The following is a 19,808-nucleotide window of genomic DNA, read 5'->3' on the forward strand; positions in this document are numbered from 1 at the left end:
GTCGCCTTCGTGCTTTCTGCTGTACGGATTGTACGTGGTCCTTGTCCGCGTTATGCCTTTGCGGTAACGACCATCTTTTTCGCGTGAGCCAGGGATTCCTTGGTGAGGTCGATGCCTCCCAGCATCCGCGCGACTTCTTCGATACGATCGTTCTTGCTCAGCTTCGACACGGCTGTGCGGGTCGCATCCTCGCCGCGAACCTTGTGCACAAACAAATGTTGATGGCCCTGCGCCGCCACTTGCGGCAAGTGGGTCACGGTCAGCACCTGTCCGCGCTCGCCGAGTCGACGCAGTAACTGGCCGACAATTTCCGCCGTCGGGCCGCCGATACCGACGTCCACTTCGTCGAACACCAGGGTCGGTATGCGGGAGGTCTGTGCAGTAATCACCTGAATCGCCAGGCTGATCCGCGACAGCTCGCCTCCGGATGCCACTTTCGCCAGGGCTTTCAGTGGTTGGCCGGGGTTGGCGCTGACCAGTAATTCGACCTGTTCCAGGCCATTCGGCAGCAATTCGGCACTGGTGTTGGGGCGAAGCTCGATGGTGAAGCGTCCGCCTGGCATACCCAGTCTTTGGATTTCCTGCTCCACGGCACTGGCCAGGCTGCTTGAGGCTTGATGGCGCAGATCGCTCAGCTCCCGAGCCTTTTCCTGATAGTGGCGGGCGTAGGACGACAATTCGTCGCTCAATCGCTCGATGGATTCGTCATTGGCATTCAGGGTTTCGATTTCATCCAGCAGCTTCTGCTGCATCTCGGCGAGTTCAGTTGGCTGGATTCGATGCTTGCGGGCCAGGGTGTAGATCGCATCAAGCCGCTCTTCGAGGTATTGAAGTCGCGACGGATCGGCGTCGAAGTTGTCCAGGAAGCGGTTCAGCTCGCCGACCGCTTCTTCGACCTGAATCTGCGCGCTGGTCAGCAAGCTGCTGGCTTCGCCCAGTGCGCCGATGGAGTTGTTCACGCTCGACAGTCGATTGAGGCTGGCAGTAAGGGCGTTCAGCACATTTCCTGAATCACTTTCGCTGCATTGCTCGACAACTTGGCGGCAGATTCCCAGCAGGGTTTCTGCATTGGTCAGGTTCTTGTGTTCCTGTTCCAGGTTCTCCAGCTCATTGTCGCCTAGGCCAAGGTTTTCCAGCTCTTCGAGCTGATAACTCAAGAGTTGATGGCGGGCGCGCTGTTCGTCACCGGAATTGGAGAGACGCTCCAGTTCCTGGCGGGTTTGGCGCCAGCGCTGGGCGGCAAGTTGAACCTGTCGGGCAAGGTCAGTAGCGCCGGCGTACTCGTCGAGCAGGCGACGGTGGGTGTCGGTCTTGAGCAGGGATTGGTGTTCGTGCTGGCTGTGGATGTCGATCAGCAGCTCGCCCAGCGCCTTGAGGTCGCCCAGGGGGCAGGGCGTGCCATTGATGTAGCCGCGAGAGCGCCCTTCGGAGGTGATGACCCGGCGCAGGATGCACGGGCCGTCGTTCTCGAGATCGCGCTCGGCCAGCCAGGCGCTGGCTTCCGGAATGTCGGCCAGATCGAACGTGGCCAGGATGTCGGCCTTGTCGGCGCCGGGGCGCACCACGCCGCTGTCGGCGCGATCACCCAGGGTCAGGCCCAATGCATCGAGCATGATCGACTTGCCCGCACCGGTTTCCCCTGTGATCACGCTCATTCCGCGATCAAGTTCGAGGTCGAGATGTTCAACGATGGCGTAGTTGTGTACGGACAGGTGCACCAGCATGTGGGCCGCTCCCAGGTGTTAGGTCTGGTTATTTATACAGTGTTTTGTTTCTGGCTGACAATGCCCCTCGTTAGCTCGATTTGCTCGATCCGACGAAAGCCCTGGCGCGCAGGGGAATGACAATGCAGTTAATTTTTGTGGGGTTAATGATAGGTACCCCTTGAAGCCCGATTTTGCGGCCCCATATAGCTGGGCAGAAGCGCGAGTTGAGCTCGCGGAAGAAATTGAAAGGAGAAATCTATGGCTGACGAACAGACAGTGGATACGCAAAACCCAGACGCCAACCAGGCGCCCGAGGCTTCGGGTGATGACCTGGCGGCTCGTGTACAAGTGCTCGAAGAGCAACTGGCAGGCGCTCAGGATCAGGCTTTGCGTGTAGCCGCCGATCTGCAGAACGTCCGCCGTCGCGCCGAACAGGATGTGGAAAAGGCTCACAAGTTCGCGCTGGAAAAATTCGCCAGCGACCTGCTGCCGATCGTCGACAGCCTGGAGCGTGGTCTGGAATTGTCCAGCCCGGATGACGAAAGCATCCGTCCGATGCGCGAAGGCATCGAGCTGACCCTGAAAATGTTCCACGACACCCTCAAGCGTTATCAGCTTGAAGCGATCGATCCGCATGGCGAACCGTTCAACGCCGTTCACCATCAGGCGATGGCCATGCAGGAAAGCGCTGATGTCGAGCCGAACAGTGTTTTGAAGGTGTTCCAGAAGGGCTATCAGCTCAATGGTCGCCTGCTGCGCCCGGCGATGGTCGTGGTCAGCAAGGCGCCTGCGCCGGTTTCGCCTTCGATTGATGAGCAGGCTTGAAATCCGCCGCAAGGCCCCCATTTATAAGTCAAGCGTTTAAGTGCTACCGCAGTTAGCCACCACTGCTGCGGCAACCAAATCCAAAGTTTCGGGAGAGTGAACATGGGCAAAATTATCGGTATCGACCTGGGGACTACCAACTCCTGCGTCTCCGTGCTGGAAAACGGCAAGGCAAAAGTTATTGAAAACGCTGAAGGCGCGCGTACCACGCCGTCGATCATCGCTTACGCCAACGATGGCGAAATTCTGGTTGGCCAGTCGGCCAAGCGTCAGGCTGTGACCAATCCGCATAACACCCTGTACGCGGTGAAGCGTCTGATCGGTCGTCGTTTCGACGAAGAAGTCGTACAGAAAGACATCCAGATGGTCCCTTACAAGATCGTCAAGGCTGACAACAGCGACGCCTGGGTTGAAGTGAACGGCCAGAAAATGGCGCCGCCACAAATCTCGGCTGAAATCCTGAAGAAAATGAAGAAGACCGCCGAAGACTACCTCGGCGAGACCGTGACCGAAGCGGTGATCACCGTTCCGGCCTACTTCAACGACAGCCAGCGTCAAGCGACCAAAGACGCCGGCCGCATCGCGGGCCTGGACGTAAAACGTATCATCAACGAACCAACCGCAGCCGCTCTGGCTTACGGTATGGACAAGGCCAAGGGCGATCACACCGTGATCGTTTACGACTTGGGCGGTGGTACTTTCGACGTTTCCGTGATCGAGATCGCTGAAGTCGATGGCGAGCACCAGTTCGAAGTACTGGCCACCAACGGTGACACGTTCCTGGGCGGTGAAGACTTTGACATTCGTCTGATCGACTACCTCGTCGACGAATTCAAGAAAGAAAGCGGCATGAACCTCAAGGGCGACCCGCTGGCCATGCAGCGCCTGAAAGAAGCCGCTGAAAAAGCCAAGATCGAGCTGTCTTCCGCTCAGTCGACCGACGTGAATCTGCCGTACATCACTGCAGACGCCACCGGTCCTAAGCACTTGAACGTGAAAATCTCGCGCGCCAAGCTGGAAGCGCTGGTTGAAGACCTGGTTCAACGCACCATCGAGCCTTGCCGCATCGCTCTGAAAGACTCCGGTATCGACGTTGGCGCTATCAACGACGTGATCCTGGTAGGCGGTCAGACCCGTATGCCACTGGTTCAGAAGCTGGTAACCGAGTTCTTCGGCAAAGAAGCTCGTAAAGACGTTAACCCGGACGAAGCGGTTGCCATGGGTGCTGCTATCCAGGGCGCCGTACTGGCTGGCGACGTGAAAGACGTTCTGCTGCTGGACGTTAGCCCGCTGACCCTGGGTATCGAAACCATGGGTGGCGTGATGACCGCGCTGATCGAGAAAAACACCACGATTCCTACCAAGAAATCGCAAGTGTTCTCGACTGCCGACGACAACCAGGGCGCCGTGACCATTCACGTGCTGCAAGGTGAGCGTAAGCAAGCGGCGCAGAACAAGTCCTTGGGCAAGTTCGACCTGGCCGAGATTCCACCAGCACCACGTGGCGTGCCACAAATCGAAGTGACCTTCGACATCGACGCCAACGGCATTCTGCACGTAGGCGCCAAGGACAAGGCCACCGGCAAGACTCAGTCGATCGTGATCAAGGCCAACTCCGGTCTGTCCGACGAAGAAATCGAGCGCATGGTGCGTGATGCCGAGGCGAACGCCGAGGAAGACCGCAAGTTCGAAGAGCTGGCCGCTGCCCGTAACCAGGGTGATGCACTGGTTCATTCGACGCGCAAAATGGTTGCCGATGCCGGCGATAAAGTGAGCGCTGAAGAGAAGACTGCAATTGAAGCGGCCGTAGTTGCCCTGGAAGCCGCCGTTAAAGGCGACGACAAGGCTGCTATCGACGCCAAGGTTGAAGAGCTGTCGAAAGTCTCCGCTCCAGTGGCGCAGAAGATGTACGCCGAACAGGCTCAGCCTGCTGAAGGCGCTGCACCGCAGGGCGAATCGGCTGAAAAGGCTGACGACGTTGTCGATGCCGAGTTCGAAGAAGTCAAAGACCACAAGTAAGTTGTTGGTCGGCCGGTTGACTGCCTTCAGGCGGTGACTGGTAGGATGTCGCCGCGCGGGAGCTTGCTCCCGCGTTGGCGTATCTGGAATACGCGAATTTTTACAGCATGCGACAAGGTTCGCGCGTTGTTGGCATGGCCGGGAATGCTCCTGCTTTCCGAGCTGAAAGTGCCAAATCGAAACAAAGACCAGGATCGTTGAATTGACGTGAGTTGGGTCCGGGCCTGTATTGGGGCTCAACGAGTTCGGCAAGGCTCAGGAGGGGTTTGTCGGACGTCCTTAAGAGTGCAAAGACTTATGGCAAAGCGTGACTATTACGAAGTATTGGGTGTTGAGCGTGGCTCAAGCGAAGCGGACCTGAAAAAGGCCTACCGTCGCCTGGCGATGAAGCATCACCCGGACCGTAATCCCGATGACAAAGCGTCGGAAGAAATGTTCAAAGAGGCCAATGAGGCCTACGAAGTGCTGTCCGACTCCAGCAAGCGTGCGGCGTACGACCAGTACGGCCATGCCGGTGTCGACCCGAGCATGGGTGGCGGCGGTGCCGGTTTCGGCGGGCAGAATTTCTCTGACATCTTTGGTGATGTTTTCAGTGACTTCTTCGGTGGTGGTCGCGGCGGTTCCCGTGGCGGCGCTCAGCGCGGCAGTGACTTGCGCTACACCCTGGAACTGGACCTTGAAGAAGCGGTACGTGGTACGACCGTGAATATCCGCGTTCCGACGCTGGTCAACTGCAAGCCTTGCGACGGCTCCGGTGCCAAGAAAGGTTCTGCGCCGGTGACCTGCCCGACGTGCGGCGGTATCGGCCAGGTGCGCATGCAGCAGGGCTTCTTCTCGGTGCAGCAGACCTGTCCGCGCTGCCATGGCCAGGGCAAGATCATTTCCGATCCGTGCGACTCCTGTCACGGCGAAGGTCGTGTCGAAGAGTACAAGACCCTGTCGGTGAAAGTGCCGGCCGGTGTCGATACTGGCGACCGCATTCGTCTGTCCGGCGAAGGCGAGGCGGGTGCCCAAGGTGGGCCGACCGGCGACCTGTACGTGGTCATCAATGTGCGCGAGCACTCGATTTTCCAGCGCGATGGCAAGCATCTGTTCTGTGAAGTGCCGATCAGCTTCGTTGATGCGGCGTTGGGTGGCGAGCTGGAGATTCCGACCCTTGATGGTCGGGTCAAGCTGAAGATCCCTGAGGGGACTCAGACCGGCAAGCAGTTCCGAGTTCGCGGCAAGGGTGTTGCGCCCGTGCGTGGCGGCGGTGCCGGTGATCTGATGTGCCGTGTGGCGGTTGAGACGCCGGTCAATCTGGGTCGTCGTCAGCGCGAACTGCTCGAAGAATTCCGCAGTTCCCTGGCTGATGACAACAGCCATTCGCCGAAAACCACTGGTTGGTTCGAAGGCGTGAAGCGCTTCTTCGGCGATTTGTAAGGAGACGGGCATGCGACGTATTGCAGTGATGGGCGCCGCCGGGCGCATGGGTAAAACCCTGATTGAAGCGGTACAGCAAGCACCGGGCGCGGGTCTGACGGCGGCGGTGGATCGCCCTGACAGCACGCTGGTCGGTGCGGATGCCGGCGAGCTGGCGGCTATCGGTCGCATCGGCGTGCCGTTGTCCGGTGATCTGGATCGGGTGGTCGACGAGTTCGACGTGCTGATCGATTTCACGCACCCGACCGTAACCCTGAAGAACCTGGCTTTCTGCCGTAAGTACGGCAAGGCCATGATCATCGGTACCACCGGTTTCAGCGTGGAAGAAAAGCAGTTGCTGGCGGAAGCGGGCAAGGACATTCCGATTGTTTTTGCGGCCAACTTCAGTGTAGGCGTCAACCTGTGTCTGAAGCTGCTCGACACGGCTGCCCGGGTACTGGGTGACGATGTCGATATCGAAATCACCGAGGCTCACCATCGTCACAAGGTCGATGCCCCGTCCGGCACTGCCGTGCGCATGGGCGAGGTGATTGCCGATGCGTTGGGTCGTGATTTGAAGAAAGTGGCCGTCTACGGTCGCGAAGGGCAAACCGGCGCTCGCGAACGCGAGACCATTGGTTTCGCCACCGTGCGCGCAGGTGACATCGTCGGTGATCACACCGTGCTGTTCGCCGCTGACGGCGAGCGTGTCGAAATCACGCACAAGGCGTCCAGTCGCATGACCTTCGCCAAGGGCGCGGTGCGCGCCGCGTTGTGGCTGGATGGGCGCGAGCCTGGTCTTTATGACATGCAAGACGTGCTCGACCTGCGTTAAGATGCACCCGAAATCGGGCTCGCGCACAGCGTTTGAGCCCGGTTTTACTCCGCCAGCGACGTCCTGTCGCATTCTCCAGCCTTTAAGGCTCATTGGCGGTAGACCAAAAAGGCCTTTTTCTGTAAGCTACAGCTTTAGTGTGTCCACTAAAAGCGCGCAGAATAATTCAGTGAAGAAGCGGGGTGACGTGTCCATACGTCACTCCGCTTTTTTACAACCTGCGATCGCCCTTTCAGGCTTTATTTACGGGAGGTCTTCTTGACTAAGCCAGCCATACTCGCCCTTGCTGATGGCAGCATTTTTCGCGGCGAAGCCATTGGAGCCGACGGTCAAACCGTTGGTGAGGTGGTGTTCAACACCGCAATGACCGGCTATCAGGAAATCCTTACCGATCCTTCCTACGCCCAACAGATCGTTACCCTGACTTACCCGCACATCGGCAACACCGGCACCACGCCGGAAGACGCCGAGTCGAACCGCGTCTGGTCTGCCGGCCTGGTCATCCGTGACCTGCCACTGGTTGCGAGCAACTGGCGTAGCACGATGTCCCTGTCCGATTACCTGAAGGCCAACAACGTTGTGGCCATCGCCGGTATCGACACCCGCCGCCTGACGCGCATCCTGCGTGAAAAAGGCGCGCAGAACGGCTGCATCATGGCCGGTGACAACATTTCCGAAGCCGCTGCGATCGCCGCCGCCCAAGGTTTCCCAGGCCTCAAAGGCATGGACCTGGCGAAAGTCGTCAGCACCAAGGAAAGCTACGAGTGGCGCTCGACTGTCTGGGATCTGAAAACCGACAGCCACGCGACTATCGAAGCCTCCGAGCTGCCGTACCACGTGGTGGCCTACGACTACGGCGTCAAGGTGAACATCCTGCGCATGCTGGTTGAGCGAGGTTGCCGTGTGACCGTCGTGCCTGCGCAAACCCCTGCCGCCGATGTGCTGGCGCTGAAGCCGGACGGCGTGTTCCTGTCCAACGGCCCTGGCGATCCGGAGCCTTGCGACTACGCGATCCAGGCGATCAAGGATGTGCTGGAAACCGAGATTCCGGTCTTCGGTATCTGCCTCGGTCACCAACTGCTGGCCCTGGCCTCCGGCGCCAAGACCTTGAAAATGGGTCATGGTCACCACGGTGCCAACCACCCGGTCCAGGATCTGGACAGCGGTGTGGTGATGATCACCAGCCAGAACCACGGTTTTGCCGTAGACGAAACGACCCTGCCAGCCAACGTTCGCGCGATCCACAAATCGCTGTTCGACGGCACCCTGCAAGGGATCGAGCGTACCGACAAGAGCGCCTTCAGCTTCCAGGGGCACCCGGAAGCCAGCCCTGGCCCGAACGACGTAGCGCCATTGTTTGATCGCTTCATCAACGAGATGGCCAAGCGACGCTGATCGCTCGCCCTGATGTAGCAAAGCTTGAGGGTGGTCCCGACACCGGTGGCCCCCTCAAGGCTTCAGAGATTGAACAAGACGGCTTGCCGACTGACCTGCGGATTTGAGTGACAAACCCATGCCAAAACGTACAGACATTAAAAGCATCCTGATTCTCGGCGCTGGCCCGATCGTAATCGGCCAGGCCTGCGAATTCGACTACTCCGGCGCCCAGGCCTGTAAAGCCCTGCGCGAAGAGGGCTATCGCGTCATCCTGGTGAACTCCAACCCGGCCACCATCATGACCGACCCGGCCATGGCTGACGCCACCTACATCGAGCCGATCAAGTGGCAGACCGTCGCCAAGATCATCGAGAAAGAACGTCCGGACGCGCTGCTGCCGACCATGGGCGGCCAGACCGCTCTGAACTGCGCCCTGGACCTGGAGCGCGAAGGCGTTCTGGAGAAGTTCGGCGTAGAAATGATCGGTGCCAACGCCGACACCATCGACAAGGCTGAAGACCGTTCGCGTTTCGACAAGGCGATGAAATCCATCGGCCTGGACTGCCCGCGGTCCGGTATCGCCCATAGCATGGAAGAGGCCAATGCGGTCCTCGAGAAGCTCGGCTTCCCGTGCATCATCCGTCCGTCCTTCACCATGGGCGGCACCGGTGGCGGTATCGCTTACAACCGTGAAGAGTTCGAAGAAATCTGCGCCCGTGGTCTGGACCTGTCGCCGACCAAAGAGCTGCTGATCGACGAATCGCTGATCGGCTGGAAAGAGTACGAGATGGAGGTTGTCCGCGATAAGAAGGACAACTGCATCATCGTCTGCTCGATCGAAAACTTCGACCCGATGGGTGTGCACACCGGTGACTCGATCACCGTGGCTCCAGCGCAAACCCTGACTGACAAGGAATACCAGATCCTGCGTAACGCCTCCCTGGCGGTACTGCGCGAGATCGGCGTTGAAACCGGCGGTTCCAACGTGCAGTTCGGTATCTGCCCGGATACCGGCCGCATGGTCGTGATCGAGATGAACCCGCGTGTATCCCGCTCCTCGGCGCTGGCCTCGAAAGCCACCGGTTTCCCGATCGCCAAGGTCGCGGCCAAGCTGGCCGTGGGTTACACCCTCGACGAGCTGTCGAACGACATCACCGGCGGCAAGACCCCGGCGTCCTTCGAGCCATCCATCGACTACGTCGTCACCAAGCTGCCGCGCTTCGCTTTCGAGAAGTTCGCCAAAGCTGACGCGCGCCTGACCACTCAGATGAAGTCGGTTGGTGAAGTCATGGCCATCGGCCGTACCTTCCAGGAATCCCTGCAGAAAGCCCTGCGCGGCCTGGAAGTCGGTGTTTGCGGTCTGGACGAGAAGCTCGACCTGAGCAATCCGGAAAGCATGAGCGTGCTCAAGCGCGAACTGACCGTGCCGGGCGCCGAGCGTATCTGGTACGTGGCTGACGCCTTCCGCGCCGGTATGACCGTCGAAGAAATCTTCGGCATGAACATGATCGACCCTTGGTTCCTGGTGCAGATCGAAGATCTGATCAAGGACGAAGAGAAGGTCAAGACCCTGGGTCTGTCGGCTATCGACAAAGACCTGATGTTCCGCCTCAAGCGCAAAGGCTTCTCCGATCAGCGTCTGGCCAAGCTGCTGGGCGTGACCGAGAAGAACCTGCGGACTCACCGTCACAAGCTGGAAGTGTTCCCGGTCTACAAGCGCGTTGACACCTGCGCCGCCGAGTTCGCCACCGACACCGCTTACCTCTATTCGACTTACGAAGAAGAGTGCGAAGCCGCGCCGTCGGGTCGCGACAAGATCATGATTCTGGGCGGTGGCCCGAACCGTATCGGTCAAGGTATCGAGTTCGACTACTGCTGCGTACACGCTGCCCTCGCACTGCGCGAAGACGGCTACGAAACCATCATGGTCAACTGCAACCCGGAAACTGTTTCCACTGACTACGACACGTCCGACCGTCTGTACTTCGAATCGGTAACCCTGGAAGACGTGCTGGAAATCTGCCGCGTCGAGAAGCCGAAAGGCGTGATCGTCCAGTACGGCGGCCAGACTCCGCTGAAACTGGCTCGTGCCCTGGAAGCCGCTGGCGTGCCAATTATCGGCACCAGCCCTGACGCGATCGACCGTGCCGAAGACCGTGAGCGTTTCCAGCAAATGGTTGAACGTCTGAACCTGCGTCAGCCGCCAAACGCCACCGTGCGCAGCGAAGACGAAGCAATTCGTGCCGCCAGCAAGATCGGTTACCCGCTGGTCGTACGCCCATCCTACGTACTGGGTGGACGCGCGATGGAAATCGTTTACGAAGAAGAAGAGCTCAAGCGCTACCTGCGTGACGCGGTGAAAGTGTCCAACGACAGCCCGGTGCTGCTCGACCACTTCCTCAACTGCGCCATCGAAATGGACGTGGATGCGGTCTGCGACGGTAAAGACGTCGTGATCGGCGCGATCATGCAGCACATCGAGCAGGCCGGCGTTCACTCCGGTGACTCCGCATGCTCGCTGCCGCCGTACTCGCTGCCTGCGCACATCCAGGACGAGATGCGTGACCAGGTCAAGAAAATGGCCCTGGAGTTGGGCGTGGTCGGCCTGATGAACGTACAGCTGGCGCTGCAAGGCGACGACATCTACGTCATCGAAGTCAATCCGCGTGCTTCCCGTACTGTGCCGTTCGTGTCCAAGTGTATCGGTGTTTCCCTGGCAATGATCGCGGCTCGCGTCATGGCCGGTAAGACCCTGAAGGAAATCGGCTTCACCAAGGAAATCATTCCGAACTTCTACAGCGTGAAAGAGGCGGTGTTCCCATTCGCCAAATTCCCTGGCGTTGACCCGATCCTCGGCCCAGAGATGAAGTCGACCGGCGAAGTGATGGGCGTGGGCGACACTTTCGGTGAAGCATTCGCCAAGGCCCAGATGGGTGCCAGCGAAGTACTGCCAACTGGCGGCACTGCGTTCATCAGCGTACGTGATGACGACAAGCCACTGGTTGCAGGCGTAGCCCGTGATCTGATCAACTTGGGTTTCGAAGTGGTTGCCACTGCCGGTACTGCCAAGCTGATCGAAGCCGCAGGCCTGAAAGTGCGTCGTGTGAACAAGGTGACGGAAGGGCGTCCGCACGTGGTCGACATGATCAAGAATGACGAAGTCACGCTGATCATCAACACCACCGAAGGTCGTCAGTCGATCGCTGATTCGTACTCCATTCGTCGAAATGCCCTGCAGCACAAGATCTACTGCACCACCACCATTGCTGCTGGCGAAGCCATCTGCGAAGCGCTCAAGTTCGGTCCAGAGAAGACCGTGCGTCGCTTGCAGGATCTACACGCAGGATTGAAGGCATGAGCATAACCAAGTACCCAATGACTGTTCAGGGCGCTCGCGCCCTGGAAGAAGAACATGCTCACCTGACCAAGGTCGTCCGTCCGAAGCTCAGCCAAGACATCGGTACGGCCCGCGAGTTGGGTGACTTGAAGGAAAACGCCGAATACCACGCTGCTCGCGAACAGCAGGGCATGGTCGAGGCGCGGATCCGTGACATTGAAGGCCGGATTCAGAATCAGGTTGTCATCGATGTCACGACCATTCCTCACACCGGCAAAGTGATTTTTGGCACGACCGTCGAGATCGCCAATGTTGAGACGGATGAGCGCGTCACTTACCACATCGTGGGTGAGGACGAGGCTGACTTCAAACTCGGCAAGATTTCGGTCGGTTCGCCATTGGCTCGCGCCTTGATTGCCAAGGAAGAGGGTGATGTCGTGGCGGTGAAGACGCCTGGTGGCGTTATCGAGTACGAGATTGTCGAAGTTCGCCACATCTGAAGGCCGGCGCTCGCTTCTTGCGGGTGCCATGCTTTGGCAGCTGGCCCAGATGTTGTGGGTCGGCGGCTTATGGTTGTTGCACATCGGTTTGCTACCGGTGCTGGGCCGAATTGGCCTGGCGCCGCTGCTGATCGACGAATTTACGGCATGCTGAAGGCGCTGATGGTGAGGTTAGCCGCAGCGTGCGTGATTTTTCAGGCTTTGGTGCTGATCGAGGCCGAGGGCCTTGTCAGTCTATGGCGGGATTTTCGTGGGTGGAGTGGCAGGGTGCGCGAAGCACACCCTTGACCCTTGCCATCACTTGAAGCGATGAACGTTCGACAGCTGCTTGTTGACGCTGAAGTTCTTGCGGTAAATCAGTGCCATCTTGCCGATGACTTGAACCAGATCCGCTTTGCCGACCTTGCAGAGTTCTGCAATGGACGCCAGGCGCGATTCGCGATCGAGGATGTTGAGCTTGATTTTAATCAGCTCGTGATCCGCCAAAGCGCGTTCAAGTTCGGCTAACACACCTTCAGTCAAACCGTTGTCAGCCACAATCAAAACTGGTTTCAGATGGTGGCCAATGGATTTGTACTGTTTCTTCTGCTCTTGAGTGAGCGGCATAATCTGACCCTTTCGTCTGGATTCTGTAAAATGGCGGCCATTTTACCCGAGGGCTCGTGGATCCGCCCAATTAATCACGACCCTTATTATCGAGGTGCCCAATGGCGCGTTCCAAGACAAGCCTTGGTTGGCTGAAAAGACATGTCAATGATCCTTATGTGAAGCAGGCGCAGAAGGATGGCTACCGCTCGCGTGCGAGTTACAAACTCCTGGAGGTCCAGGAGAAATACAAGCTGATCCGTCCAGGTATGAGCGTTGTCGACCTGGGTGCGGCCCCCGGTGGCTGGTCGCAGGTCACTAGCCGGCTGATTGGTGGCCAGGGGCGTTTGATCGCCTCGGACATACTGGAAATGGACAGCATTCCGGACGTCACTTTCATCCAGGGTGACTTCACTCAGGATGAAGTGCTCGCCCAGATCCTTGAGGCCGTGGGTAATTCGCAGGTGGACCTTGTGATTTCCGATATGGCCCCCAATATGAGTGGTACGCCTGCAGTAGACATGCCAAAAGCCATGTTTCTTTGCGAGCTGGCGCTTGATTTGGCGGAGCGGATACTCAAGCCGGGTGGCAATTTCGTGATCAAGGTTTTTCAGGGCGAAGGGTTCGATGCTTACGTGAAAGGCACTCGTCAGAAATTCGACAAGGTCCAGATGATCAAGCCAGACTCTTCCCGTGGCAGTTCCCGCGAGCAATACATGCTGGCTTGGGGTTACCGCGGTCGTAGCGAGTAAAACGAGGTTTTTCGACCGGGGCGATAGGATTTTCGTATTTCGCCTTGTAAGAATTAGCGAATATTGTGTAGGAAGTGTTTCACAAAGGGTTACAGACGGCGCCTGCCAAGTTGTAGGTAATGTAGTAAGTTAGGCCGGTGAATATCATGCGAAGCGCGCGCCATCAGCGGCGCTTGCTTCAGAGGGTAGTTAATTGAACGATATGGCAAAGAATCTGATCCTGTGGTTGATCATCGCGGCTGTCCTGGTGACAGTGATGAACAACTTCTCCAGCCCTAATGAGCCGCAGACCCTCAACTATTCCGACTTCATCCAGCAGGTCAAGGATGGCAAGGTCGAGCGCGTAGCGGTTGACGGCTACGTGATTACCGGCAAGCGCAGCGATGGCGACAGCTTCAAGACCATTCGTCCGGCGATCCAGGACAATGGCCTGATCGGCGACCTGGTGGATAACCATGTCGTGGTCGAAGGCAAGCAGCCTGAACAGCAAAGCATCTGGACCCAGCTCCTGGTCGCAAGCTTCCCGATCCTGGTGATCATCGCCGTGTTCATGTTCTTCATGCGCCAGATGCAGGGTGGCGCTGGTGGCAAGGGCGGGCCGATGAGTTTCGGCAAAAGCAAGGCACGCCTGCTCTCCGAAGATCAGGTGAAAACTACCCTGGCTGACGTTGCCGGTTGCGACGAAGCCAAGGAAGAAGTAGGTGAACTGGTCGAGTTCCTGCGTGATCCGGGCAAGTTCCAGCGTCTGGGCGGCCGGATTCCTCGTGGCGTACTGATGGTCGGTCCTCCGGGTACCGGTAAAACCTTGCTTGCCAAGGCCATCGCCGGCGAAGCCAAAGTGCCGTTCTTCACCATTTCCGGTTCCGACTTCGTCGAAATGTTCGTCGGTGTTGGTGCCAGCCGCGTTCGCGACATGTTCGAACAGGCCAAGAAACACGCGCCATGCATCATCTTCATCGATGAAATCGACGCTGTTGGTCGCCACCGTGGTGCCGGTATGGGCGGCGGTCACGACGAACGGGAGCAGACACTCAACCAGTTGCTGGTAGAGATGGACGGCTTCGAAATGAATGACGGCATCATCGTGATCGCAGCGACCAACCGTCCTGACGTACTCGACCCTGCATTGCTGCGTCCGGGCCGTTTCGACCGTCAGGTCGTGGTCGGTTTGCCGGATATCCGTGGTCGTGAGCAGATTCTCAAAGTCCACATGCGCAAAGTGCCAATGGGTGACGACGTCGCTCCGGCAGTGATCGCTCGTGGTACGCCTGGTTTCTCCGGTGCCGATCTGGCCAATCTGGTGAACGAGGCGTCGTTGTTCGCTGCCCGTGCCGGCAAGCGCATCGTCGAGATGAAAGAGTTCGAACTGGCCAAAGACAAGATCATGATGGGCGCTGAGCGCAAGTCCATGGTCATGTCCGAGAAAGAAAAGCAGAACACCGCTTATCACGAGGCAGGCCATGCCATTGTCGGTCGCGTCGTGCCAGAGCATGATCCGGTTTACAAGGTGTCGATCATTCCGCGCGGTCGCGCGCTGGGTGTGACCATGTTCCTGCCGGAAGAAGATCGTTACAGCCTGTCCAAGCGTGCACTGATCAGCCAGATCTGCTCGTTGTACGGGGGGCGTATCGCTGAAGAAATGACCTTGGGCGTCGATGGTGTTACCACCGGTGCTTCCAACGACATCATGCGCGCCAGCCAGATTGCGCGGAACATGGTGACCAAGTGGGGTCTATCGGAAAAACTCGGTCCGCTGATGTACGCCGAAGAAGAGGGCGAGGTGTTCCTCGGTCGTGGCGGTGGTGGTCAGGGCGCGAGCTTCTCCGGTGAGACCGCCAAGTTGATCGACTCCGAAGTGCGCAGCATCATCGATCAGTGTTACGGCACTGCCAAGCAGATCCTCACGGACAACCGTGACAAGCTTGATGCCATGGCCGATGCCCTGATGAAGTATGAAACGATCGATGCTGAGCAGATCAACGACATCATGGCAGGTCGACCACCTCGCGAACCTCGCGACTGGTCGGGTGGCACTGGCACTTCCGGAACCCCTCCGGTCGTGCAAGACGAGCGTCCGGAAACACCTATTGGCGGTCCGGCTGCTGACGTTTAAGGTTTGAAATGACTTCTGTTCAGTCCTCGACCCGGTTGCCTTGCGGCAACCGGGTTCTTGATTTGGCCCAGACGCATGTCATGGGCATTCTCAATGTCACTCCCGATTCCTTCTCCGACGGTGGGCGGTACAGCCAGCTCGACGCGGCGCTGCGTCACGCTGAAGCCATGGTTTTAGCTGGGGCAACGCTGATCGACGTCGGGGGCGAGTCCACGCGTCCAGGTGCGAAGACGGTATCGCTACTTGAGGAGCTTGAGCGCGTAGCGCCTATCGTTGAGCGCATCAGTCGCGAATTGGATGTGATCATCTCGGTCGACACGTCCACGCCTTCGGTCATGCGCGAAACGGCACGCTTGGGTGCCGGTTTGATCAATGATGTGCGTTCGTTGCGTCGTGATGGCGCGCTGGATGCCGCGGCAGCCACCGGACTGCCGGTTTGCCTGATGCATATGCTCGGTGAGCCTGGCGATATGCAGGACAATCCGCATTATCAGGACGTTACGAAAGACGTGGGTGCGTTTCTCGCCGAGCGCATGGTGCAGTGCTCTTTGGTGGGTATTCCTCCAGAGCGGATCATCCTCGATCCTGGCTTTGGCTTCGCCAAGACGTTGCAGCACAATCTAAGCTTGTTCAAGCATATGGAGGCCTTGCATGCCTTGGGGCGGCCCCTGTTGGTCGGGGTTTCGCGAAAGAGCATGATTGGGCAGGCGTTGGGTCGTCCGGTAGGAGAGCGACTGTTTGGTAGTCTGGCGCTCGCGGCGCTGGCTACAACAAAGGGGGCGTGTATATTGCGCGTCCATGATGTCGCCGAAACAGTGGATGTGGTGCGGATGATTGCCGCAGTGGAATCAGCCGAATAAGAATGATGGAGTCCTTATGAGCAAAAAATACTTTGGCACCGATGGTATTCGTGGCCGTGTCGGCGAGTATCCGATTACTCCTGACTTCATGCTTAAGCTCGGCTGGGCTGCCGGCATGGCATTCCGGAAAATGGGTGCCTGCAAGGTCTTGGTAGGTAAGGACACGCGGATCTCCGGTTACATGTTTGAATCCGCGCTTGAGGCCGGTCTTACGTCGGCTGGCGCTGATGTGTTGCTGCTGGGTCCGATGCCGACGCCGGCGATTGCATACCTCACACGTACTTTTCATGCCGAAGCCGGCATCGTGATCAGTGCGTCGCACAACCCGCATGATGACAATGGCATCAAATTTTTCTCCGGCAAGGGCACAAAGCTGCCGGATGAAATCGAGCATATGATCGAAGAACTACTCGACACTCCAATGACCGTTGTGGAGTCGAGCAAGATCGGCAAGGTTTCGCGAATCAACGACGCGTCCGGTCGATACATTGAGTTCTGCAAGAGCAGCGTGCCAACCGGTACCAGTTTTACCGGCCTTAAAATCGTGATCGATTGTGCGCACGGTGCAACCTACAAAGTGGCGCCGAGTGTTTTTCGTGAGCTGGGGGCCGAAGTTGTCGTCCTGTCCGCGCAACCAAATGGTCTGAATATCAACGAAAACTGCGGATCGACCCATATGGGTCAATTGCAGGCTGCTGTCGTGGCTGAGCAGGCTGATCTGGGTATTGCGTTCGATGGTGACGGCGATCGAGTGCAGATGGTTGATCACACAGGTGCTGTAGTGGATGGCGATGAGTTGCTGTTTATCATTGCCCGTGATCTTCATGAGCGCGACAAGCTGCAAGGTGGCGTGGTTGGAACGCTGATGAGTAATCTGGGGCTGGAGCTGGCCCTGGCGGATCTGGGTGTTCCATTCGTGCGCGCGAATGTCGGTGACCGGTATGTGATTGCCGAGCTGCTTGAGCGTAACTGGATTTTGGGTGGCGAAAACTCGGGGCATGTCGTGTGCTTCAGTCATACAACCACCGGTGACGCGATCATTGCAGCGTTGCAGGTATTGATGGCGTTGAAGACTCGCGAAGAAGGTCTGGCGCAATCCCGCCAGACACTGCGCAAGTGTCCCCAAGTGCTGATCAATGTGCGTTTCGATGGCGGTGCAAACCCCCTTGAGCATTCATTGGTCAAAGAGGCCAGTGAGCGAGTGACGAAATCCATGGCGGGGCGTGGGCGAGTACTGTTGCGCAAGTCCGGGACCGAACCGCTGGTGCGTGTCATGGTCGAAGGCGAAGACGAAACACAGGTTCGTGGCTATGCCGAAGAGCTGGCGAAACTGGTTGCTGAAGTTTCTGCCTGAATTCGGCTTGCCAGTCTTGATTGTGTTGGGTAACATCTGCGCCCACTTTGACCGACGAGGTACAGCATGCGTCGCCCTATGGTAGCTGGTAACTGGAAGATGCACGGTACCCGCGCCAGCGTCGCTGAGCTGATCAATGGCCTTCGTCAATTGGCCTTGCCGAGCGATGTTGATGTAGCGGTATTCCCGCCTTGCCTGCATATCAATCAAGTGATTGATGGTTTGGAAGGAAAGTCGATTTCGGTCGGCGCGCAGAATGCTGCGGTGGAAGCCATGCAAGGTGCGTTGACCGGTGAGATTGCGCCGAGTCAGTTAGTGGATGCAGGTTGTTCCCTGGTGCTTGTTGGGCACTCCGAGCGCCGCCAGATTATGGGCGAGCAGGACGGAATGCTGATTCGCAAGTTCGCAGCGGCACAGGCAAGTGGCTTGATTCCGGTGCTGTGCATAGGGGAGACCCTGGAGCAGCGTGAAGCCGGAAAAACTCTAGAGGTTGTCTCGCGTCAGCTTGGCAGCATCATCGAGGAGCTGGGTGTCGGTGTGTTTGCAAAGGCAGTAATCGCTTACGAGCCGGTCTGGGCCATTGGCACCGGGCTGACTGCTTCGCCGCAACAGGCGCAGGATGTGCACGCAGCCATCCGCGCTCAGTTGGCGGCAGAGAATTCTGAAGTCGCACAAGGTGTGCGGCTTCTATACGGCGGCAGCGTGAAGGCGGCCAATGCGGTCGAACTGTTCGGCATGCCGGATATCGATGGGGGTCTCATTGGTGGGGCTTCCCTGAATGCAGATGAGTTCGGTGCGATCTGTCGCGCCGCGGGAAACTGAAAAAATGCTGGAAACAGTCGTAGTCGTTTTTCATCTGCTGGGTGCATTGGGCGTAGTTGCTCTGGTTTTGCTGCAGCAGGGTAAAGGTGCGGATGCTGGCGCGTCTTTCGGAGCAGGTGCTTCAAATACTGTGTTCGGAAGCCAAGGTTCCTCTACCTTTCTTAGTAAGTTTACTGCTATACTTGCCGCAGGTTTTTTCATAACCAGCTTAGGGTTAGGTTACTTTGCTAAAGAGAAAGCTCACCAGCTGACTCAAGTAGGTCTCCCAAATCCAGCAGTGTTGGAAGTTCCAAAGCAACAACCGGCTTCTGATGATGTCCCGGTGCTTCAAGAGCAAAAGTCGGCTACTCCAGCGACTGACGTACCTCCAGCTCAAGAGCAGAAGTAAGAAGGGTTTCAAACGTAGTTTTGCCGAGGTGGTGGAATTGGTAGACACGCAACCTTGAGGTGGTTGTGCCCATAGGGTGTAGGGGTTCGAGTCCCCTTCTCGGTACCAATTAGTCAGGAGAGCCCGCTGTTGCGGGCTTTCTTGCAGGTGGAAGGTTACATTGACCCTGTAGGGGATCGGTCGTATACTTCCGCCCCAGCTTTGTCGCGGGGTGGAGCAGTCTGGTAGCTCGTCGGGCTCATAACCCGAAGGTCGTCGGTTCAAATCCGGCCCCCGCAACCAGTTTAAGGAGCCCCTTTTAAGGGGCTTTTTGTTAGCTGGACACTTTCAACGCCGCTGTTCGACGGCGTTTCAAGGATGGGCGTTTCGCCCATTTTTTTATTTTGCATAGCATGCACATACATGCACTAGGGGGTTCAGGTGTCGAGCAAGCTAGAAGAGTTGCAGGCCTTGCTGGCCCCGGTGGTCGTGGCCCTAGGCTATGAATGCTGGGGTATCGAGTTTTCGGCTCAGGGTCGTCACTCGATGTTGCGCGTTTATATCGATAAAGAGGGCGGTGTGCTGGTGGACGATTGCGCCATTGTCAGCCGTCAGATCAGCGGTGTACTGGATGTTGAAGATCCAATCTCCGTTGAGTACACCCTTGAAGTTTCCTCGCCTGGCATGGAACGCCCTCTGTTCACTATTGAGCAGTTTGCAAAATTTGCCGGTGAACAAGTGAAGATCAAGCTGCGCTCGCCTTTTGAAGGACGACGCAACTTTCAGGGCCTTCTGCGCGGCGTAGAAGAGCAGGATGTCGTGGTGCAGGTGGAAGACCATGAGTTCCTGTTGCCGATCGATATGATCGACAAGGCCAACATTATTCCCAGTTTTGACTGAGGCGTGCCAGATACTGCGGATCCCGCGGATCCAATGGCTTGCGAAAGGCGAGGCG

General features: G+C 57.8%; 16 protein-coding genes, 2 tRNA genes and 1 pseudogene. 17 read left to right on the forward strand and 2 right to left on the reverse strand.

What is annotated here, in order from left to right; translation table 11 throughout:
* Nucleotides 1-50 precede the first annotated feature (50 nt).
* Entirely contained in the window at nt 51-1,724 is a 1,674-nt protein-coding gene (gene recN, locus CKW15_RS09985; protein WP_095058365.1) for a DNA repair protein RecN, read from the reverse strand.
* A gap of 240 nt (nt 1,725-1,964) precedes the next feature.
* On the opposite strand from recN, the gene grpE reads away from it, so the two are divergent.
* The 8 genes and pseudogenes from grpE to CKW15_RS10025 form a co-directional block, all read left to right on the forward strand.
* Nucleotides 1,965-2,531 carry a nucleotide exchange factor GrpE gene (gene grpE / locus CKW15_RS09990; protein WP_056728221.1) on the forward strand — a complete coding sequence of 189 codons (567 nt, stop codon included), beginning with the start codon at nt 1,965-1,967 and terminating at the stop codon, nt 2,529-2,531.
* A 102-nt stretch (nt 2,532-2,633) separates the two neighbouring features.
* Nucleotides 2,634-4,550 (forward strand): molecular chaperone DnaK, encoded by a 1,917-nt coding sequence (gene dnaK / locus CKW15_RS09995; RefSeq protein WP_095058366.1) that lies wholly within the window; start codon nt 2,634-2,636, stop codon nt 4,548-4,550.
* Nucleotides 4,551-4,847: 297 nt separating this feature from the next.
* Nucleotides 4,848-5,972: a molecular chaperone DnaJ gene (gene dnaJ, locus CKW15_RS10000; protein WP_095058367.1), complete on the forward strand. Its 1,125-nt coding sequence runs from the start codon at nt 4,848-4,850 to the stop codon at nt 5,970-5,972.
* A gap of 10 nt (nt 5,973-5,982) precedes the next feature.
* Nucleotides 5,983-6,786, forward strand: coding sequence for a 4-hydroxy-tetrahydrodipicolinate reductase (dapB, locus tag CKW15_RS10005; RefSeq protein ID WP_095058368.1), 804 nt, complete (start codon nt 5,983-5,985; stop codon nt 6,784-6,786).
* Between the two features lie 258 nt (nt 6,787-7,044).
* Entirely contained in the window at nt 7,045-8,181 is a 1,137-nt protein-coding gene (gene carA, locus CKW15_RS10010; RefSeq protein ID WP_095058369.1) for a glutamine-hydrolyzing carbamoyl-phosphate synthase small subunit, read from the forward strand.
* Between the two features lie 118 nt (nt 8,182-8,299).
* On the forward strand, nt 8,300-11,521 hold the full coding sequence (gene carB, locus CKW15_RS10015) for a carbamoyl-phosphate synthase large subunit (RefSeq protein WP_095058370.1): 3,222 nt from the start codon (nt 8,300-8,302) through the stop codon (nt 11,519-11,521).
* 2 nt (nt 11,522-11,523) lie between these two features.
* On the forward strand, nt 11,524-12,000 hold the full coding sequence (gene greA, locus CKW15_RS10020; protein WP_053154907.1) for a transcription elongation factor GreA: 477 nt from the start codon (nt 11,524-11,526) through the stop codon (nt 11,998-12,000).
* 28 nt (nt 12,001-12,028) lie between these two features.
* Nucleotides 12,029-12,255, forward strand: a pseudogene (locus CKW15_RS10025) (MFS transporter); the annotation flags it as partial.
* A 42-nt stretch (nt 12,256-12,297) separates the two neighbouring features.
* Here CKW15_RS10025 and CKW15_RS10030 read toward each other — a convergent pair.
* Nucleotides 12,298-12,606, reverse strand: a complete 309-nt coding sequence (locus CKW15_RS10030; RefSeq protein WP_007942889.1) for a YhbY family RNA-binding protein — start codon at nt 12,604-12,606, stop codon at nt 12,298-12,300.
* A 101-nt stretch (nt 12,607-12,707) separates the two neighbouring features.
* Here CKW15_RS10030 and rlmE point away from each other — a divergent pair, with 101 nt between their 5' ends.
* From rlmE to rimP, 9 genes are all read left to right on the forward strand, one after another.
* Nucleotides 12,708-13,337 carry a 23S rRNA (uridine(2552)-2'-O)-methyltransferase RlmE gene (gene rlmE, locus CKW15_RS10035; protein ID WP_095058371.1) on the forward strand — a complete coding sequence of 210 codons (630 nt, stop codon included), beginning with the start codon at nt 12,708-12,710 and terminating at the stop codon, nt 13,335-13,337.
* Nucleotides 13,338-13,539: 202 nt separating this feature from the next.
* Nucleotides 13,540-15,450, forward strand: coding sequence for an ATP-dependent zinc metalloprotease FtsH (gene ftsH / locus CKW15_RS10040; RefSeq protein WP_095058372.1), 1,911 nt, complete (start codon nt 13,540-13,542; stop codon nt 15,448-15,450).
* 8 nt (nt 15,451-15,458) lie between these two features.
* On the forward strand, nt 15,459-16,310 hold the full coding sequence (gene folP / locus CKW15_RS10045; protein ID WP_095058373.1) for a dihydropteroate synthase: 852 nt from the start codon (nt 15,459-15,461) through the stop codon (nt 16,308-16,310).
* Between the two features lie 16 nt (nt 16,311-16,326).
* A complete protein-coding gene (gene glmM / locus CKW15_RS10050) occupies nt 16,327-17,664 on the forward strand; it encodes a phosphoglucosamine mutase (protein ID WP_095058374.1) in 1,338 nt (445 codons plus the stop codon).
* 66 nt (nt 17,665-17,730) lie between these two features.
* Nucleotides 17,731-18,486: a triose-phosphate isomerase gene (tpiA, locus tag CKW15_RS10055; protein WP_095058375.1), complete on the forward strand. Its 756-nt coding sequence runs from the start codon at nt 17,731-17,733 to the stop codon at nt 18,484-18,486.
* A 4-nt stretch (nt 18,487-18,490) separates the two neighbouring features.
* Nucleotides 18,491-18,874, forward strand: coding sequence for a preprotein translocase subunit SecG (secG, locus tag CKW15_RS10060; RefSeq protein WP_017336473.1), 384 nt, complete (start codon nt 18,491-18,493; stop codon nt 18,872-18,874).
* Nucleotides 18,875-18,896: 22 nt separating this feature from the next.
* Nucleotides 18,897-18,982: transfer RNA gene (locus CKW15_RS10065), tRNA-Leu, on the forward strand.
* A gap of 97 nt (nt 18,983-19,079) precedes the next feature.
* Nucleotides 19,080-19,156 (forward strand) — tRNA-Met (locus tag CKW15_RS10070).
* A gap of 138 nt (nt 19,157-19,294) precedes the next feature.
* Nucleotides 19,295-19,753, forward strand: a complete 459-nt coding sequence (gene rimP, locus CKW15_RS10075; RefSeq protein WP_038843818.1) for a ribosome maturation factor RimP — start codon at nt 19,295-19,297, stop codon at nt 19,751-19,753.
* Nucleotides 19,754-19,808: the final 55 nt, after the last annotated feature.

Origin of the sequence: Pseudomonas sp. Irchel s3b5, assembly GCF_900187435.1 — a bacterium.
GTDB lineage: Bacteria > Pseudomonadota > Gammaproteobacteria > Pseudomonadales > Pseudomonadaceae > Aquipseudomonas.

What these genes read in the sequence shown, in the direction of transcription:
- recN (WP_095058365.1), bottom strand. Translation starts at nt 1,724, where the DNA reads ATGCTGGTGCACCTGTCCGTACACAACTACGCCATCGTTGAACATCTC.
- grpE (WP_056728221.1), top strand. Translation starts at nt 1,965, where the DNA reads ATGGCTGACGAACAGACAGTGGATACGCAAAACCCAGACGCCAACCAG.
- dnaK (WP_095058366.1), top strand. Translation starts at nt 2,634, where the DNA reads ATGGGCAAAATTATCGGTATCGACCTGGGGACTACCAACTCCTGCGTC.
- dnaJ (WP_095058367.1), top strand. Translation starts at nt 4,848, where the DNA reads ATGGCAAAGCGTGACTATTACGAAGTATTGGGTGTTGAGCGTGGCTCA.
- dapB (WP_095058368.1), top strand. Translation starts at nt 5,983, where the DNA reads ATGCGACGTATTGCAGTGATGGGCGCCGCCGGGCGCATGGGTAAAACC.
- carB (WP_095058370.1), top strand. Translation starts at nt 8,300, where the DNA reads ATGCCAAAACGTACAGACATTAAAAGCATCCTGATTCTCGGCGCTGGC.
- CKW15_RS10030 (WP_007942889.1), bottom strand. Translation starts at nt 12,606, where the DNA reads ATGCCGCTCACTCAAGAGCAGAAGAAACAGTACAAATCCATTGGCCAC.
- rlmE (WP_095058371.1), top strand. Translation starts at nt 12,708, where the DNA reads ATGGCGCGTTCCAAGACAAGCCTTGGTTGGCTGAAAAGACATGTCAAT.
- ftsH (WP_095058372.1), top strand. Translation starts at nt 13,540, where the DNA reads ATGGCAAAGAATCTGATCCTGTGGTTGATCATCGCGGCTGTCCTGGTG.
- folP (WP_095058373.1), top strand. Translation starts at nt 15,459, where the DNA reads ATGACTTCTGTTCAGTCCTCGACCCGGTTGCCTTGCGGCAACCGGGTT.
- glmM (WP_095058374.1), top strand. Translation starts at nt 16,327, where the DNA reads ATGAGCAAAAAATACTTTGGCACCGATGGTATTCGTGGCCGTGTCGGC.
- tpiA (WP_095058375.1), top strand. Translation starts at nt 17,731, where the DNA reads ATGCGTCGCCCTATGGTAGCTGGTAACTGGAAGATGCACGGTACCCGC.
- secG (WP_017336473.1), top strand. Translation starts at nt 18,491, where the DNA reads ATGCTGGAAACAGTCGTAGTCGTTTTTCATCTGCTGGGTGCATTGGGC.